16 protein-coding genes and 1 pseudogene are annotated in these 16,318 nt (G+C 63.7%); 11 read left to right on the top strand and 6 right to left on the bottom strand.

The window, feature by feature from the left end:
* Positions 1-2 precede the first annotated feature (2 nt).
* Positions 3-413 (bottom strand): winged helix-turn-helix transcriptional regulator, encoded by a 411-nt coding sequence (locus RX329_RS20130; RefSeq protein WP_018458326.1) that lies wholly within the window; start codon positions 411-413, stop codon positions 3-5.
* An 82-nt stretch (positions 414-495) separates the two neighbouring features.
* Here RX329_RS20130 and RX329_RS20125 point away from each other — a divergent pair, with 82 nt between their 5' ends.
* Complete coding sequence (locus RX329_RS20125) at positions 496-1,104, top strand: FMN-dependent NADH-azoreductase (protein WP_018458327.1); 609 nt, start codon at positions 496-498, stop codon at positions 1,102-1,104.
* A gap of 70 nt (positions 1,105-1,174) precedes the next feature.
* On the opposite strand, the gene RX329_RS20120 is transcribed toward RX329_RS20125, so the two are convergent.
* Both RX329_RS20120 and RX329_RS20115 read right to left on the bottom strand, forming a co-directional pair.
* Positions 1,175-1,357 carry a hypothetical protein gene (locus RX329_RS20120; protein WP_018458328.1) on the bottom strand — a complete coding sequence of 61 codons (183 nt, stop codon included), beginning with the start codon at positions 1,355-1,357 and terminating at the stop codon, positions 1,175-1,177.
* Positions 1,358-1,529: 172 nt separating this feature from the next.
* Positions 1,530-2,303, bottom strand: a complete 774-nt coding sequence (locus RX329_RS20115) for an SDR family oxidoreductase (RefSeq protein ID WP_166517487.1) — start codon at positions 2,301-2,303, stop codon at positions 1,530-1,532.
* 121 nt (positions 2,304-2,424) lie between these two features.
* Here RX329_RS20115 and RX329_RS20110 point away from each other — a divergent pair, with 121 nt between their 5' ends.
* Positions 2,425-2,895: a winged helix-turn-helix transcriptional regulator gene (locus tag RX329_RS20110; protein WP_085395655.1), complete on the top strand. Its 471-nt coding sequence runs from the start codon at positions 2,425-2,427 to the stop codon at positions 2,893-2,895.
* A 182-nt stretch (positions 2,896-3,077) separates the two neighbouring features.
* The gene (locus RX329_RS20105) at positions 3,078-3,662 is read left to right on the top strand and encodes a flavodoxin family protein (protein WP_245329522.1); all 585 of its coding nucleotides are present in this window, start codon (positions 3,078-3,080) and stop codon (positions 3,660-3,662) included.
* Positions 3,663-3,695: 33 nt separating this feature from the next.
* Here RX329_RS20105 and RX329_RS20100 read toward each other — a convergent pair whose 3' ends face one another.
* Entirely contained in the window at positions 3,696-3,881 is a 186-nt protein-coding gene (locus RX329_RS20100) for a hypothetical protein (protein ID WP_018458332.1), read from the bottom strand.
* 281 nt (positions 3,882-4,162) lie between these two features.
* Between RX329_RS20100 and topA the strand changes: the two genes are divergently transcribed.
* The 4 genes from topA to RX329_RS20080 are packed head-to-tail and all read left to right on the top strand — an operon-like array spanning position 4,163 to position 10,486.
* The gene (gene topA, locus RX329_RS20095; RefSeq protein WP_094183575.1) at positions 4,163-6,907 is read left to right on the top strand and encodes a type I DNA topoisomerase; all 2,745 of its coding nucleotides are present in this window, start codon (positions 4,163-4,165) and stop codon (positions 6,905-6,907) included.
* 7 nt (positions 6,908-6,914) lie between these two features.
* Complete coding sequence (gene rnr / locus RX329_RS20090; RefSeq protein WP_085395632.1) at positions 6,915-9,269, top strand: ribonuclease R; 2,355 nt, start codon at positions 6,915-6,917, stop codon at positions 9,267-9,269.
* Entirely contained in the window at positions 9,263-9,703 is a 441-nt protein-coding gene (locus tag RX329_RS20085; RefSeq protein ID WP_085395631.1) for a DUF983 domain-containing protein, read from the top strand. The genes rnr and RX329_RS20085 overlap by 7 nt, the downstream gene beginning before the upstream one ends.
* Positions 9,704-9,736: 33 nt before the next feature.
* Positions 9,737-10,486 (top strand): NUDIX hydrolase, encoded by a 750-nt coding sequence (locus tag RX329_RS20080; RefSeq protein ID WP_085395630.1) that lies wholly within the window; start codon positions 9,737-9,739, stop codon positions 10,484-10,486.
* Here RX329_RS20080 and RX329_RS20075 read toward each other — a convergent pair whose 3' ends face one another.
* On the bottom strand, positions 10,487-11,047 hold the full coding sequence (locus RX329_RS20075; protein ID WP_085395629.1) for a hypothetical protein: 561 nt from the start codon (positions 11,045-11,047) through the stop codon (positions 10,487-10,489).
* A 215-nt stretch (positions 11,048-11,262) separates the two neighbouring features.
* Here RX329_RS20075 and RX329_RS20070 point away from each other — a divergent pair, with 215 nt between their 5' ends.
* Both RX329_RS20070 and rpmG read left to right on the top strand, forming a co-directional pair.
* The gene (locus RX329_RS20070; protein ID WP_317246343.1) at positions 11,263-12,588 is read left to right on the top strand and encodes an LLM class flavin-dependent oxidoreductase; all 1,326 of its coding nucleotides are present in this window, start codon (positions 11,263-11,265) and stop codon (positions 12,586-12,588) included.
* A gap of 124 nt (positions 12,589-12,712) precedes the next feature.
* Positions 12,713-12,880 carry a 50S ribosomal protein L33 gene (gene rpmG, locus RX329_RS20065; RefSeq protein WP_007603295.1) on the top strand — a complete coding sequence of 56 codons (168 nt, stop codon included), beginning with the start codon at positions 12,713-12,715 and terminating at the stop codon, positions 12,878-12,880.
* A 1,364-nt stretch (positions 12,881-14,244) separates the two neighbouring features.
* Here the strand turns inward: rpmG and plsY are convergent.
* Positions 14,245-14,928 carry a glycerol-3-phosphate 1-O-acyltransferase PlsY gene (gene plsY, locus RX329_RS20060; protein WP_085395627.1) on the bottom strand — a complete coding sequence of 228 codons (684 nt, stop codon included), beginning with the start codon at positions 14,926-14,928 and terminating at the stop codon, positions 14,245-14,247.
* 212 nt (positions 14,929-15,140) lie between these two features.
* Here plsY and RX329_RS20055 point away from each other — a divergent pair, with 212 nt between their 5' ends.
* Positions 15,141-15,407: a hypothetical protein gene (locus RX329_RS20055; protein ID WP_245329521.1), complete on the top strand. Its 267-nt coding sequence runs from the start codon at positions 15,141-15,143 to the stop codon at positions 15,405-15,407.
* Positions 15,398-15,952: pseudogene (locus tag RX329_RS20050) on the top strand (phosphotransferase); the annotation flags it as partial. The gene RX329_RS20055 and the pseudogene RX329_RS20050, both read left to right, overlap by 10 nt.
* Between the last annotated feature and the right edge of the window lie 366 nt (positions 15,953-16,318).

Below are 16,318 nucleotides of genomic sequence, written 5' to 3'. Positions count from 1 at the left end.
CTTTAAGGAGTGGTCCGCTCGTCGAAGCGCGTACGCGCCGCGGCGATCTGCTGCTGATGCGTGATCGCCCATTCGCCGAGTGCCTTTACCGGCTGCTGCAGTCCCCGGCCGAGATCGGTCAGCTCGTAATCCACCCGCGGCGGAATGGTCGGGAAGATCGTGCGTGTGACCAGGCCGTCACGCTCGAGCCCGCGCAGCGTCAAGGTCAGCATCCGCTGCGAAATGCCATTGATCATGCGCTTGAGCTCGTTAAAGCGCTTGGGCCCGTCACTTAGCATCATGATGACGAACACGCTCCATTTGTCGCCGACGCGCGCGAGGATCGAGGCGACGCCGCGGCAGTCCGCATGGTTGGGATCCGGCCTTGGTGAGGCGGGCAAATCGATGTGCGCAGGTTTCAGGGATGTGCCCATGGCTCAAAAAGGTGCGTTCTTGCGGGATTTCGATAGTCACTCATGTAGCTCTGGTTACAAACTTATACCAGGGTGATCCCGAATGAAACTCCTCCACATCGACTCCAGCGTGCTCGGCCCCCACTCCGTTTCCCGGCAAGTCTCCGCCGCCATCGTCGACCGTCTCAGGCAGGCGACGCCATCGCTCGACATCGTCTATCGCGACCTGACGCAGAGCCCGCTCGCCCATCTCTCCGGCTCGCATCTGGCGGCCGCGCAAGGCGCGCCTGCGCCGGCGGAGCTCGGCCCCGATCTCGCCGCCAGCAAGGCCGCGCTGGACGAGTTTCTTGCCGCCGACATCGTCGTGATCGGCGCGCCCATGTACAATTTCACCATTCCGAGCCAGCTCAAGGCCTGGATCGACCGGGTCCTGGTGGCGGGGAAGACGTTCAGCTATGGGGCCAACGGCCCGCAGGGCCTTGCCGGCGGCAAGCGCGTAATCTTCGCGGTTTCGCGCGGGGGCTATTACGGCGCGGGCTCGCCCGCCGCGTCGCTGGAGCACCTCGAAAGCTATCTGCGTGGCGTGTTCGGTTTCATGGGGATTCATCATCCCGAATTCATCAGCGCCGACGGAATCCAGGTCGGGCCGGAGCATCGCGAGAAGTCGCTCGCAAGCGCGCTCGAGGCGGCGACCGCCCTCCGCGCGGCCTGACAACGCGCACATCATCAGCCGCCGCAACATCGCTTGCGGCGGCTGATCGACCGGTGCGCGATCGGCGAAGCTAAAACCAGGCGCCCTGAATGCCCAGGATGACGGCGACGAGGGAAACGAACAGGCCGATGCCGGAGAAAAGAGCGACCCCGACGAACTCGGAGGTGTCGGAACGCTTGGCAGGAACGGCGGAGTTTTCGGTGTAAATACGCGGTGCTGAAATCGGGGAAATAATACGAGCTGCCTTTGGCATATCGGGCTCCCTTGAAATGAGTCTTCGTGACCCCCTGCCCGTAAAAGTGTCTTGGCAGCGCAAGCGAAGGTTCAATGCCTCCCGCAAGGTTCAGAAAATACAGCTCGCGAGACGTGGGAACCGGCCGGCGCAACCGCTCGCCGCTGCGCCGACCGATTTGCACCAAGATTGATCAGCCGCGATAGATCGGCGCGCCGCTCGGAGAGGCAACCGCGCCGCCATCGACGAAGATTTCCTGGCCCTGCACATGCGCGGAATCGTCGGAGGCGAGGAACAGCACAGTCTTGGCGACGTGATCTGTTTCACCAATGCGCCCCAGCGGCGTCGTCAGCGCGATCCGCTTCTCGAACGCCTTCTCGGCTTCGGGCGTCGCGGTCGCGGGTCCCCAGATCGGCGTGCGGATCGCACCGGGCGCGACCACGTTGACGCGAATGCCGCGCGGCGAGAGCTCCGAGGCCATGATCCGCGCCATCGCCCGCACGCCGGCCTTGGCGGCGCCATAGGCCGAATAGCCGGGAATGCCGAGCACGGAGATCACCGAGCCGTTGAGGACGATGGAAGCATTGTCGTTGAGATAAGGCAGCGCGGACTGAACGGTGAAGAACACGCCGGTCAGATTGGTGCTGATGACCTTCTCGAAGACCTCCAGCGTGGCCGACCCCAGCGGCGTACCGCCGGCGATGCCGGCATTGGCGAACAGGATGTCGAACTTGCCGAACTTTTCGGCGCCCTTCTTGATCGCAGATTCGGTCGCGGCAATGTCGGTGGCGTCGGCGGCGAGCGCGAGCGCGTTCGGCCCGAGCTCCTTCGCGGCCGCCTCGAGCGTCTCCTTGTTGCGCCCGGTGATCACCACCTTGGCGCCCTCGGCCACGAACAGCTTTGCCGTTGCCAGTCCAATGCCGCTATTGCCGCCGGTGATCAGGGCCGTCTTGTTCTTCAGTCTCACGTTCGCCTCCAGTGGTTTCATCATAAAACTACGATTGCCATCTAAGCCACCTGGTTTTAAGATGCAACCACAAGAGCGCGTGAACGGTGACAGGACCGTGCGATCGCGAAAGGACCAGATCATGGTGAAACGGACGAGCTTCGAGGGGGACGCCTGCCCGATCGCGCGATCGCTGGAGGCGATCGGCGACCGGTGGTCCCTGCTGATCATCCGCGAGGCGCTGTTTGGGCTGCGCCGCTTCGGTGAGTTTCAGAGCAAGCTCGGCATGGCCAAGAACATCTTGTCGACGCGGCTGCGCGCGCTGGTCGATCACGGCATCCTGACCACGGCCCCCGCCTCCGACGGCAGCCCTTACGAGGAATATGTGCTGACGCCGAAGGGCCGCGGCGTCTTTCCGGTGTTGGTAGCGCTGCGCCAATGGAGCGAGGAATTCGACGATCGCCCGTCGGAGATCGCGACCATCCTGGTCGATCGCGAGAAAGGCCGACCGGTGAAGAAGCTCGAACTGCGCGCGGAGGACGGGCGATTGCTCAGCCTCACGGACACCTCGCTGAAGCCGCGGCCTGCGCCGCGGCGACGGTCAGCGGGATAGCGGTGCGCTGTCTCTTCAACGTCGTCCTGGCGACCGATTCCGCTCGGTCTTCGCGGCTACGACAGCCCGCGATTGCTCCGCAGGTTGACCCACTTTCATCGAAGGCGGGTCGGCATGTACCCGAGCGTCCCAACTCGCAATATGGCGTGGCGGACTTGTACAAGCCATCGACAGCGTCAAAGATGGCGAGGTCCCACCAAACTGGCACCACCATGCCCCTGCTCGCCATCACCTATTTTTCCATCTCGGGCACCACCGAGAAGCTGGCGCATGCGGTTGCGCGCGGAGCAGATGGCAAAGCGCAGGTCACGCTGTGTCGCATCACCGGCGGCGACATCGTGTCAGGCCGCTTTCAGAATGAGAGCTTACTGGAGACGATCGATGGCGCCGACGCAGTTGCGTTTGGCAGCCCGACCTATATGGGCGGGCCAGCCGCTCAATTCAAAGCGTTTGCCGATGCTTCAAGTGATCGATGGAGCCAGCAGCGCTGGGCCAACAAGATCGCAGCCGGGTTCACCACGGGCGCCTGCGCAAGCGGCGATCAACTCCACACACTGTCCTACTTTTCCATTCTGGCCGCGCAGCATGGCATGCTCTGGTGCGGACTGGATATTCCCGGTGGCGAGGATCCGAGCGGCCGCAATCGTTTGGGCAGCCAGCTTGGCCTGGCGACGCATTTGATTGACGGCTCGTTGCCGGAGAGCGACCTCGGCACGGCCGCATATCTCGGCCTGCGATTGGCCAAAATGGCAAGCCGCAACGGCTAACCGCACCGTCGTTGGAGCAGTACATCGCCCCCTTCACGACAGCCTGCGCTTGCTCCGCAGCCGCAGATGCTCGTCCGCCTCGAGCTTGGTCATTCCCAGGAGATAATGCAGCACGTCGAGCCTGTGCCGTTCGGCAAGCTTGCGCAGGGCCCCGACCTGCTCGGCGATGAAGGCGACCGCCTCCTCGACGCCGCCCTCCCCCGGTTCCTCGTGACGCAAGCCTCCCCCCGCGCGCGATGCGGCGCCCGCCCGTTTCTTTCCTGGCTTAGTCACCAGCCCCCACCCGAATCCATGCCCCGCGGCAACATTACGCCGACATCGACCGCAACTCAAAGGTGGTATTTTGCAACTTTCTCGATATGAAACTTTTCCCATCGGGAGGGCTCTCAACAGCCCTCGATTTGACAGCGACGGCCTCACCACCCATGTTCGGGACGAAAGGGCCGACCCGAATCTCATCGAATTCGGCCCCAAATTTCCCCATAAGTTACTGGAACTACATGAATATCGTCATTGTGGAGTCGCCGGCGAAAGCCAAGACGATCAACAAGTATTTGGGCTCGTCCTACGAGGTTCTGGCCTCGTTTGGCCATGTCCGCGACTTGCCGGCAAAGAACGGCTCCGTCGATCCCGACGCCAATTTCAAGATGATCTGGGAGGTCGACCCCAAGGCGGCCGGCCGGCTCAACGACATTGCCAAGTCCCTCAAGAACGCCGATCGCCTGATTCTCGCCACCGACCCTGATCGCGAGGGCGAGGCCATCTCCTGGCACGTGCTGGAGGTCCTGAAAGAGAAGCGCGCGATCAAGGACCACAAGATCGAGCGCGTGGTGTTCAACGCCATCACCAAGCAGGCGGTGACGGACGCGATGAAGAATCCGCGCCAGATCGACGGTGCGCTGGTCGACGCCTATATGGCGCGCCGCGCGCTGGACTATCTGGTCGGCTTCACCCTCTCCCCCGTGCTGTGGCGCAAGCTGCCGGGCGCCCGCTCGGCGGGCCGCGTGCAGTCGGTGGCGCTGCGTCTGGTCTGCGACCGCGAGCTCGAGATCGAAAAGTTCGTTGCGCGCGAATACTGGTCGCTGATCGCGACCCTGCTGACGCCGCGCGGCGACGCCTTCGAGGCCCGTCTCGTCGGCGCCGACGGCAAGAAGATCCAGCGCCTCGACATCGGCACCGGCGCGGAAGCCGAAGACTTCAAGAAGGCGCTGGAAGCAGCCGCCTACGCGGTGACCGCGGTCGATGCCAAGCCGGCCCGCCGCAATCCGCAGGCCCCCTTCACCACCTCGACGCTGCAGCAGGAAGCCAGCCGCAAATACGGCTTTGCGCCGGCGCACACCATGCGCATCGCGCAGCGGCTCTATGAAGGCATCGACATCGGCGGCGAGACCACCGGACTCATTACTTATATGCGTACCGACGGCGTGCAGATCGACCCGTCCGCGATCACCCAGGCCCGCAAGGTGATCGGCGAGGATTACGGCAACGCCTATGTGCCGGACGCGCCGCGTCAGTACCAGGCCAAGGCCAAGAACGCCCAGGAAGCCCACGAAGCGATCCGGCCGACCGACATGTCGCGCCGTCCCGACAGCATGAGCCGCAAGCTCGAGTCCGATCAGGCGAGACTCTATGAACTGATCTGGAAGCGCACCATCGCGAGCCAGATGGAATCGGCCGAGCTGGAACGCACCACGGTCGACATCACGGCGAAGGTCGGCGGCCGCACGCTGGACCTGCGCGCCACCGGCCAGGTCGTCAAGTTCGACGGCTTCCTCGCACTTTACCAGGAAGGCCGCGACGACGAGGAGGACGAGGACTCCCGCCGCCTGCCCGCGATGAGCCCCAACGATGCGCTGAAGCGGCAGTCGCTCGCCGTCACCCAGCACTTCACCGAGCCGCCGCCGCGCTTCTCCGAGGCCTCGCTAGTCAAGCGCATGGAAGAGCTCGGCATCGGCCGGCCCTCGACCTATGCCTCGATCCTTCAGGTGCTGAAGGACCGCGGCTACGTCAAGCTCGAGAAGAAGCGCCTGCACGGCGAGGACAAGGGCCGCGTCGTAGTCGCGTTCCTCGAAAGCTTCTTTGCCCGCTACGTCGAATACGACTTCACCGCCAATCTGGAAGAGCAGCTCGACCGCATCTCCAACAACGAGATCTCCTGGCAGCAGGTGCTCAAGGATTTCTGGACCGGTTTCATCGGCGCGGTCGACGAGATCAAGGATCTGCGCGTCGCCCAGGTGCTCGACGTGCTCGACGACATGCTCGGACAGCACATCTATCCGGCCCGCACCGATGGCGGCGACATCAGGCAATGCCCGAGCTGCGGCAACGGACGGCTCAATCTCAAGGCCGGCAAGTTCGGCGCCTTCGTCGGTTGCTCGAACTATCCGGAATGCCGCTACACCCGTCAGCTCGCCGCCGACGGCGAGGCAACGGCCGATCGTTCGCTCGGCCAGGACCCGGATACGGGCCGCGATGTCTGGGTCAAGGCCGGGCGGTTCGGCCCCTACATCCAGCTCGGCGAGCAGAAGGATTATGCGGAGGGCGAGAAGCCGAAGCGCGCAGGCATTCCGAAGGGGATGTCCCCTGGAGATGTCGAGCTCGAGCTTGCGCTCAAGCTGCTGTCGCTGCCGCGCGAGATCGGCAAGCATCCGGAAACCGGTGAGCCGATCACCGCGGGTCTCGGCCGCTTCGGGCCGTTCGTGAAGCACGAGAAGACTTATGCCAGCCTCGAGGCCGGCGATGAGGTGTTCGACATCGGCATCAACCGCGCGGTGACGCTGATCGCGGAGAAGATCGCCAAGGGCCCGAGCCGCCGCTTCGGCGCTGATCCCGGCAGGGCGATCGGCGATCATCCCACCCTCGGCACCGTCACGGTAAAGGGCGGCCGCTACGGTGCCTATGTCACCGCGGGTGGCGTCAATGCCACGATCCCGAGCGACATCGAGAAAGACGCCATCACGCTGCCGCAGGCAATCGCGCTGATCGACGAGCGTGCGGCCAAGGGCGGCGGCAAGAAGCCGAAGAAGGCGGCGAAGCCGGCCAAGGCCAAGAAGGCTGCGGCGAAGGCCGCCGACGGCGATGACGCCGCACCAAAAACCAAAAAGCCGGCCGCGAAGAAGGCGGCCAAACCCAAATCCGAATCCACCAGCAAGGCGCGCGCAGCCGTGTCGTCGACGGCCAAAACGTCACCGACCAAGGCAGCTGGCGCCAAAGCTCCGGCCAAGAAAAGTGCCGGCACCAAATAGAGGCTAAGTGAAACGCAAGAATGACCGTGGCTTTCCCGACAGGGCAGCCATCGTCGCCTTCATCAAGGCAAATCCCGGAAAGGTCGGAACCCGCGAAATTGCACGCGAGTTCGGCCTGAAGAACGCCGACCGCATCGAGCTCAAGCGCATGCTGCGCGAGCTCGCCGACGACGGGCTCGTCAAGAAAAAGCGCCATACGATTTCAGAGCCGGACAGCCTCCCGCCGACGCTGGTCGCCGACATTACCGGCCGCGACGCCGACGGCGAGCTGGTCGCCTCCCCCACTGAATGGGACGAGGTCGAAAGCGGCGAGCCGCCAAAGATCCTCATCACGATGCCGCGCCGGCCGAAGCCCGGCACCGCGGCCGGCGTTGGCGATCGCGCGCTGCTGCGGGTCGAGCGATCCGACGAGACCGAAGGCCCGGCCTATCGCGGCCACATCATCAAGGTTTTCGACAAGACCAAGAGCCGCATCCTCGGCGTCTTCCGCAGCCTGCCCGAAGGCGGCGGACGGATCATCCCGGTCGACAAGAAGTCCGCCGACCGCGAGCTGAACATCGCCCCGACTGAGACGCACGGCGCGCAGGACGGCGATCTCGTCAGCGTCGACATCATCCGCTCGCGCGGCTTTGGGCTGGCGTCAGGCCGCGTCAAGGAGAAGCTCGGCTCGGTCAAGTCGGAGAAGGCGATCAGCCTGATCGCGATCTACGCGCACGACATCCCGCTACAATTCCGTCCCGCGGCAGAGCGCGAAGCCGAAGCGGCGGAGCCGGCCAATTTGAAGGGGCGCGAGGACTGGCGCGATGTGCCGCTGGTCACCATCGATCCGCCGGATGCCAAGGATCACGACGACGCGGTACACGCGCAGCCGGATCCCGATCCCAACAACAAGGGCGGCTTCATCGTCGATGTCGCCATCGCCGATGTGAGCTTCTACGTGCGGCCGGGCACCGCGCTCGACCGCGACGCGCTCGATCGCGGCAACTCGGTCTATTTCCCCGACCGCGTCGTGCCGATGCTGCCCGAGCGCATCTCCAACGATCTGTGCTCGCTGGTGCCGGGCGAGCCGCGCGGCGCGCTCGCGGTGCGGATGATCATCGCGCCGGACGGGCGGAAACGGTCGCACAGCTTCCACCGCATCCTGATGCGCTCCGCGGCCAAGCTGAACTATGCCCAGGCGCAGGCCGCGATCGACGGCCGGCCGGACGACACCACCGGCCCCCTGCTCGATCCGATCCTGAGGCCGCTTTATACCGCCTATGCCTGCGTCAAGCGCGCGCGCGACGAGCGCGATCCGCTCAATCTCGATCTGCCCGAGCGCAAGATCCTGCTCAAGCCCGACGGCACGGTCGACCGCGTCGTCGTGCCCGACAGGCTCGACGCGCACAAGCTGATCGAGGAGTTCATGATCCTCGCCAATGTCGCGGCAGCCGAGATGCTCGAGAAGAAGTCGCTGCCGCTGATCTACCGGGTGCATGACGAGCCGACCCTGGAAAAGGTCCACGCGCTCGCGGAATTCCTGGCGACGCTGGACGTTCCGTTCGCGAAAGGCGGCGCGCTGCGCCCCGCTCTGTTCAACCGCGTGCTGGCGCAGCTCGAAGGCCACGACCACTTTCCGCTGGTCAGCGAGGTCGTGCTGCGCGCCCAGGCACAGGCCGAATACTCCTCGGAGAATTACGGTCATTTCGGCCTGAATTTGCGCCGCTATGCGCATTTCACCTCGCCGATCCGCCGCTACGCCGACCTTGTCGTGCACCGTGCGCTGGTTCGCGCGCTCGGCCTCGGCGAAGGCGCGCTGCCCGACACCGAGACGCCGGAAACGTTGAGCGAGGTCGCAGCTCATATCTCAGTGACCGAGCGGCGCGCGATGAAAGCGGAGCGCGAGACCGTCGACCGCCTGATCGCCCATCACCTCGCCGACCGCATCGGTTCGAGCTTCCAGGGCCGCGTCTCCGGCGTCACGCGCGCCGGCCTGTTCGTCAAGCTCGCTGAGACCGGCGCCGACGGCCTGATCCCGATCCGATCCCTCGGCACGGAATATTTCAACTATGACGAGGGCCGCCACGCCCTGGTCGGCACCCGCAGCGGCACCATGCATCAGCTCGGTGATGTCGTCGACGTCCGCCTGATCGAGGCGGCTCCGATCGCAGGCGCGTTGCGCTTCGAGCTGCTGTCCTCGTCCGGCGAGACCGCACCGCGGGGCCGCAGGTCCTCCGGTCCGCAACGCCGCCCCTCGTTCAAGGCGCACCCCGGGCGCAGTCCCGACAAGAAGCGCAAGCCGGACAAGCCGAAGAAGCCCGGCAAGGGGAAAACGGCCAAGGGAAAAAGCAAGGGCAAGGGCCAGAAGGGCAAGGCATGGTGACGACGAGCACGGCGCCGAAGATCTGGACCCGCGACACCGGCCTCGTCGAGAAGCGCGACGTCTTTGCTGCGATGAGGCGCGGCTTTCGCGGCCGCTGCCCGCGCTGCGGCGAGGGAAAGCTGTTCCGCGCCTTCCTGAAGACCTCGGATAACTGCTCCGTCTGCGGCCTCGATGTCACGCCGCATCGGGCAGACGATTTGCCAGCCTATCTCGTCATCGTCATTGTCGGGCACATCGTGGTGCCGACTATTCTGTGGATCGAGACCAACTATACGACGCCGGTCTGGATCAGCTTCGCGGCCTATCTGCCCTTCACCTTCGTCGCCTCGCTGGCACTGCTGCAGCCGGTGAAGGGAGCCGTGGTCGGATTGCAATGGGCTCTGCGCATGCACGGGTTTGACGAGAACCCGACGGATGGTATTCCGCCGGTGTAAGCAAAATAAACAAGAATTGGTTTGGGTGAGGACATGACGGATACGTCGCAGGCAGCCGACAAGGCAAAGATCCACGAGGGCAAGGAAGCCGATCATTATCCCTATTTCCGCCCTAGGGATGCCGCGACACTGATCCTGGTCGACCGCAGCGGAGCCATTCCAAAAGTTCTGGTCGGCAAGCGCCACGACAAGGTGGTGTTCATGCCCGGAAAGTTCGTTTTTCCCGGCGGCCGCGTCGACAAGGACGATTATCGCGTACCATGCGCGGCGCCGATCACCGCCGAGCTGGAAGCCAATCTCGCCAAGGGCAGCCCGAAGACGCCGGCCTCGCGCGCAAAATCGCTGGCCATCGCCGCGATCCGCGAAGCCTGCGAGGAGACCGGTCTCTGCTTGGGACGCAAGGCCGAGGGCAAGGCAAAACTCGAAGGCGCCTGGAAGCCGTTCGCGGATGCGGGCCTGTTGCCGGATCCCTCCAGCCTGTTCCTGATCGCGCGCGCGATCACCCCGCCCGGCCGCGTCAAGCGGTTCGACACGCGCTTCTTCACGGCGGACGCCTCCGCGATCACCCATCGCGTCGACGGCGTGATCCATGCCGATGCAGAGCTTGTCGAACTGGTCTGGGTCGAGCTCGGCTCGAAGCCGCTCGCCGATCTGCATCCGATGACACGCAATGTGCTCAACGAGCTCGACGCGCGCCTCGCCACCGGCCCGCTCCGCCACGATGCGCCGGTGCCGTTCTTCCATTTCTACGGCGGCAAGATGCAGAAGGATATTTTGAGCTGATCAGTTCGTGACGTCCGCATTGTCCGCGTCGGGCTCGGTGCCGACATAGTCGCGCGCGGGAAGGTTCAGCACTCGCCCGAGCTCGCTGGCGAAGCGACTGGCTTCCTCGCGCTTGGTGAAGCTCATCAGCGTGATCGGCTCGGTCCCTTTGTTGCCGCAGAGATTGACATCGTATGTCGTCAGCTCCGGATCGTCCTCGTCGGTCATGCTGATGAAATGATAATCGGCGAGATCGCGATGCTTGCGAAAATTCAGCGGGCCGAACTGCCTGGTGATGACGATCTGGCGCAGCGTCTCGTTCAGCACGACGAAGGTGCGAAAGGTGAGCAGGATGATTCCGGGGATGCCGACGAGCAGCCCGAGTCCCGTGAACACCAGCACCGGCATGAGATCATCGGCGAGCCGCCCAAAACCGGAGAAATCCTGCCGCAGGCCGAGCGCGACATTCCACAGCAGATAGAAGCTCGCCGCCAGCAGCGGCAATGACAGCAGCCGCCCGACCCAGGGCATGGGCCGGTCGATGCGGACGATGCGCCCGTCCACGGTCATTGCACCTGCCATCGAAGGTCTCCTCGGGAGCGAAAGTCATGGCTTGGTCGGAGTGAGCCGTGGATCGGTTCGATGGGACTCCTCCGTCATTCCGGGCGCGGCCCGGAATGACGCGAATGTGCTCAGGGCGTCGCGAAAAACAAAATAATCTTCCTACCTCCCCCGATGGCGGAGTTCCGCGGCGTGCCTATGTCTTCGGGAACGACACCAAGAACGGACACCGGGCGATGGCACAACGGCAACTCAAGCTTGGCGCGTTCATGCGCCCGATCAGCATCCACACCGGTGCCTGGCGCTATCCCGGGGCTTGGCCGGACGCCAATTTCAACTTCGGCCACATCAAGACGCTGATCCAGAAGCTCGAGGCCGGCAAGTTCGACGCCTTCTTCATGGCCGATCACCTCGCCGTGCTGAACATGCCGGTCAATGCGCTCAAGCGCAGCCACACGGTCACCTCGTTCGAACCCTTCACGCTGTTGTCGGCGCTCTCGGCCGTCACCGAGCGGATCGGCCTGATCGCGACGGGCTCGACCACGTTCGACGAGCCCTATCACGTCGCACGGCGCTTCGCCTCGCTCGACCATCTCAGCGGCGGGCGGGCGGGCTGGAACATCGTCACCACCTCGAACCCGGATGCGGCGCTGAATTTCGGCCTCGACGACCACATGGAGCACGCCGAGCGCTACAAGCGCGCCCGCGAGTTCTACGACGTCGTCACGGGCCTGTGGGATTCCTTTGCCGACGACGCCTTCGTGCGCGACGTCGAAAGCGGCGTGTTCGTCGATCCCGCCAAGATGCATGTGCTCGACCATCACGGCAAATATCTGAAGGTGCGCGGTCCCCTCAACATCGCCCGCCCGGTCCAGGGCTGGCCGGTGATCGTGCAGGCCGGCGCCTCCGAGGACGGCAGGCAGCTCGCCGCCGAGACCGCGGAAGCCGTCTTCACCGGCGGCGGCAGCCTTGCCGACAGCCAGAAACTCTATGCCGATATCAAGGGCCGCATGGAGAAGGTCGGCCGCGATCCTGAACACCTCAAGATCCTGCCCGGCGCCTTCGTCGTGGTCGGCGACAGCGTCGACGAGGCCAAGGAGAAACGCGCGCTGCTCGACAGCCGCGTGCATTACGACAGCGCCATCGCCTCGCTCTCGGTCATCCTCGGCACGGATGCCTCCGGCTTCGATCCGGATGGGCAATTGCCGGAAATCCCGGAGACCAATGCCAGCAAGAGCGGTCGCCAGCGCATGGTCGACCTCGCGGCCCGCGACAAGCTCACGGTGCGCCAGCTCGCCCAACGCGTCGGCGGCTATGGCGGGCTATCCTTCGTCGGCACGGCCAAAACCATCGCCGACCAGATGGAGGAATGGCTGGTCGGGTGCGGCTCCGACGGCTTCAACATCATGTTCCCGTTCCTGCCTGCCGGCGTCGACGATTTCGTCGACAAGGTGGTCCCGGAGCTGCAGCGCCGCGGGATTTTCCGGAAAGAGTACGAAGGGCCCACTTTGAGAGAGAATCTGGGCCTGCCTCGGCCCAAAAACCGGTTCTTCGAGGCGTAATCGGCCTGATCTGGGTGCTTTTCGAGCCCTAAAATCTTGACATCAGGCGGTTTCTGGCTAGGTTGCCGGCCAACGCGGGCCATTTGGCCGGCTCCAGATTCCCTTCATTCCTGAGGTTCTGAACATGGCCAAAGCGGTCACCATCAAGGTCAAGCTCGTGTCCTCGGCCGACACTGGCTTCTACTACGTCGCCAAGAAGAATTCGCGCACCATGACCGACAAGCTGGTCAAGAAGAAGTACGACCCCGTGGCGCGCAAGCACGTCGAATTCCGCGAAGCCAAGATCAAGTAAGATCGCGGAACGTAGAAGACTTTTGCGGGGCCCTTTCGGGTCCCGTTTTATTTTGGCCCCTCTCTCGTGTCCGGATACGCAGCAGCGCCCCGTGGACGTGACGCTACGCTGCGAGCTGGGCACAGCGAGTCATGGCCAGATTTTTTTCAACCCTCGGTTGCTCGCTCCCGAATGTATGTTACCGTGCACTTGCCGGGCGGAAATTTCCGTCCGGATTTGGAAGGACATGGTCATGAGATTCGCATCAAGCCTTGTCGTGCCTTCAACCATCGCTGTCTTGTCGACCGTCTTGCTGTGCGCGCCGGCAGCGTCGCAAATCCCAACCGGCTCCGCCGCCACGATTCCTCCCGTCACGGTCGACGCGCCGAAACAGGTGGCAAGGCCGCACGTGTCGGAGCGAGGAGCAAACACAATTGCGCCGCGTCGGACTGCCTCAACAGCTCAAACGTCAGTCGCGCGAACGCCTTCGTATGCGCCGGGTTCTGTGATGGGGAGGATTGCCAGCCTGGAGAAAGTCGCCAGCAGCTGCAACGGTGGCTGTGCATCAAGCTTCCCAAGCGGCAAAGATCCCTGGGTTGGATGCAGCGTGTCGGGCGGCAACATAGACTACGGACCTTTCTCGCCGACCTGCCGAGACACCATCACCCACAAATCCTACCTGGACTGCGTCGAAACCAGGACGTTCCTGGGCGACAACCGAAACAAGGCTCACTGGTTGTGCAGCAGTCTGGCCGCCGGCAACAGGTTTAAGGTCGCCGATCTCAAGCGGTCAGGACGCACGCGTTAGTCCATCCCGTCCGCCGGCTTTCTGGCGCAGTTGAACTTAGCTCTCCTGTCGTAAGTTCGCGGACGTCACGGAGCTTGAATGGGCTTTTTCTGGCCCGTCTTGGGCGCTCGCGTGTCCCGGGCGCGCTGCAACGCGCAAGCGTTGCTGCGCAGAACCGGGACCCAGAAAGCCACACAATACAACCAGCGACTGGGCCCCGGCTCTGCAACGCACCGCTAAAGAAGCGCCGCGCTGCGCCGGGGCACGAGAGCGCGAGGAAGCGTGCTTCTGGAACTGTCGCCTCCGCTATGCGCTCCCGCTTCGGCTGATCACCGAGACGATCAGGGCGCTGCGACTGCAACCGTTTCTTCGATAATCCTCAGTTGTCCATTTTCGCTGGTCAGTATGGATGAGTAATAACCGTGAAACGGACGGTCTCCTACCTTGGCCTCCCATGTTCCAGCGTTGAGGACAAAGCTCGCTGATCTGAAGGCCATGTTCCCTCCGTTGGGTTCGCTATTGTGAATTGATATCGCTCAGCGCCGTTCGACAACTGAGCGTTGCTGCACCTCAATAAGCGCGGCAAATAAGTCGTCTGCTAAACCTGCACTTCCGCTTTCGTACCCTGGCCATTTCGAACCAGACGCGGCTCCGTTCCCGCCAAAAGCCTTTGGATGTTGGCACGATGGCGGATGATCACGTAGAGGCCGCCTCCGATCACCAGCAACCGATACGGCAATGGGTGCTCGACCGCGCAGACAAGAACGATTGACGTCAAAGCCGCGAGCATCGAGCTCAAGGAAACGATCCTGGTCATAGCCAGCACGAGGCCAAAGACGGCTGCAGCCCCCAATCCGACGGGCCAAGACATCGCCAGCAACACACCGAGCCCCGCGGCAGCCGACTTGCCGCCCGTGAAGTTCAGCCAGATCGATCGGCTATGTCCCAACAGCACAGCAAGTCCAGCCAGACAAACAGCCCATGGCACCCAGACATGCAGATCAGACGCTGTCGGCGGCGGGGATATTTCCGCGTACAGCCAAGGGCAGAACGAACGCGCGACGATGATGGCACCCACGCCCTTCAGCACATCGCCGACGAGCACGAACAAGGCAGCCCCCTTGCCGAGAGTGCGCAAGACATTCGTTGCCCCGGTGGACTTGGAGCCATGCCTTCGGATGTCGATGCCCCTGAGCAGCTTCCCCGCCAGATGGCCCGTGGGGACCGAGCCAAGGAGATAGGCGATCAACAACCCAACCGCGCCCGCTGTCCAAAAAGCCATGGGTTTTGGATCCAGTTTCCTGAACGCTGTTTTATCCCCGACTTCGTCTGACCGCTATACGTCACAAGTGGCCGATCACGGCCCCGAGGCTGCGACTGCGATCGAAGGTCTCTGCAGGTTGAAACGCGATGATAATGTCCGGCTGCCCCCGCGACGGGAAGGGTTCCTTTTTTCTCGCCGCCGGTGTTTCATCTGCGCGGCGGAGAACGGACATGCAGGGATCGCTGGGGGAAAAGATCGGTGAAGGCGCCTTCTCCGAGGCCTACGCCTGGGCGCCCGGTCAGGTCGTGAAGCTGTTTAAGGCCGGCGTCTCTCATCTGCTCGGCCGACACGAGGTACGCATGATCCGCGCCGTGCACGCCGCCGGCGTCCCCGTGCCGGCGGTGTTGGGAGAGGTGACGCTGGACGGGCGCTTCGGCATCGTGCTGGAGCGCCTCGACGGACCGACCCTGCGGCATCTCTCCGCACCGGCGCGGTGACGTTCGAACAGGCGGGCGCGATCATCGCGGCTCTGGCCATGTCTCTTCACAAGACGTCGCCACCGCCGGAGCTCCCCTCCATGCGCGCGTATATGGAGAGCGAGTTGCGGCACGACGACGGCAAGGTCCCGAAGCACGTCGCCACTGACATCCTCACCCTGATCGATCGCCTGTCGACCGGCGGCGGGCTTTGCCATTGCGACCTTAGCCCCGGCAACGTGATCATGACTGCGGAAGGCCCCAAGCTCGTCGACTGGACCTTCGCGATGCGCGGGCCCGCCGCCCTCGATCTTGGGTTCTTGCATGTCATCCTGTCCGAGCTCGGCCCGAAAATAGCCGACAATCCGGAGCGGCCGCGCGCGACCAATGCGGCGGCGCAATCCGAATATGCGCGGCTGGCCGGCATGTCTCTGGCGGAGTTGACGGCGGCAATGGAGCCGTATTTGCCTATCGTCCGCACCTTCGTCGTCCTCGGAAACGTGGTGCCTGCGCTGCGGGAGCAACTGATCCAGCGCATCGAAGCGGGGCTGCGCGCGAAAGACTGAACCGTCCGCAACCTCGATTCCTGTTCGCCGTCTCAAGGCGCTCTCGATCACCGAGCAAATCTCGGCAGCCAGTGGAGCCGTTTGGCACAATCGGGTTGTATCGGGAGGCGGCCCTCGCGCTTGGTACAGCCAAAATCGGCATTCTTGGTCCTGTTTTATAGCCGGGCGCAACGCATCTATTCGCTGACGACCGGCGACCGGAGCGATCCCTATCCATCAGGATGAGTGGGAGCCCCGGTCAATGCGGAGAGCGGAGATTGCGGACACGAAGACACGAGTTCCACACAGCCTGACATTCTGTGGATGCCGGTGCGTCCACGCTCTTTGCATTATTCGCCCAAGAGACAAATGACCGAGGAGATAATT

This window comes from Bradyrhizobium sp. BWC-3-1, from assembly GCF_032917965.1.
Taxonomy (GTDB): Bacteria; Pseudomonadota; Alphaproteobacteria; order Rhizobiales; family Xanthobacteraceae; genus Bradyrhizobium; species Bradyrhizobium canariense_D.
This window is presented reverse-complemented; position numbering and strand designations above follow the sequence as displayed.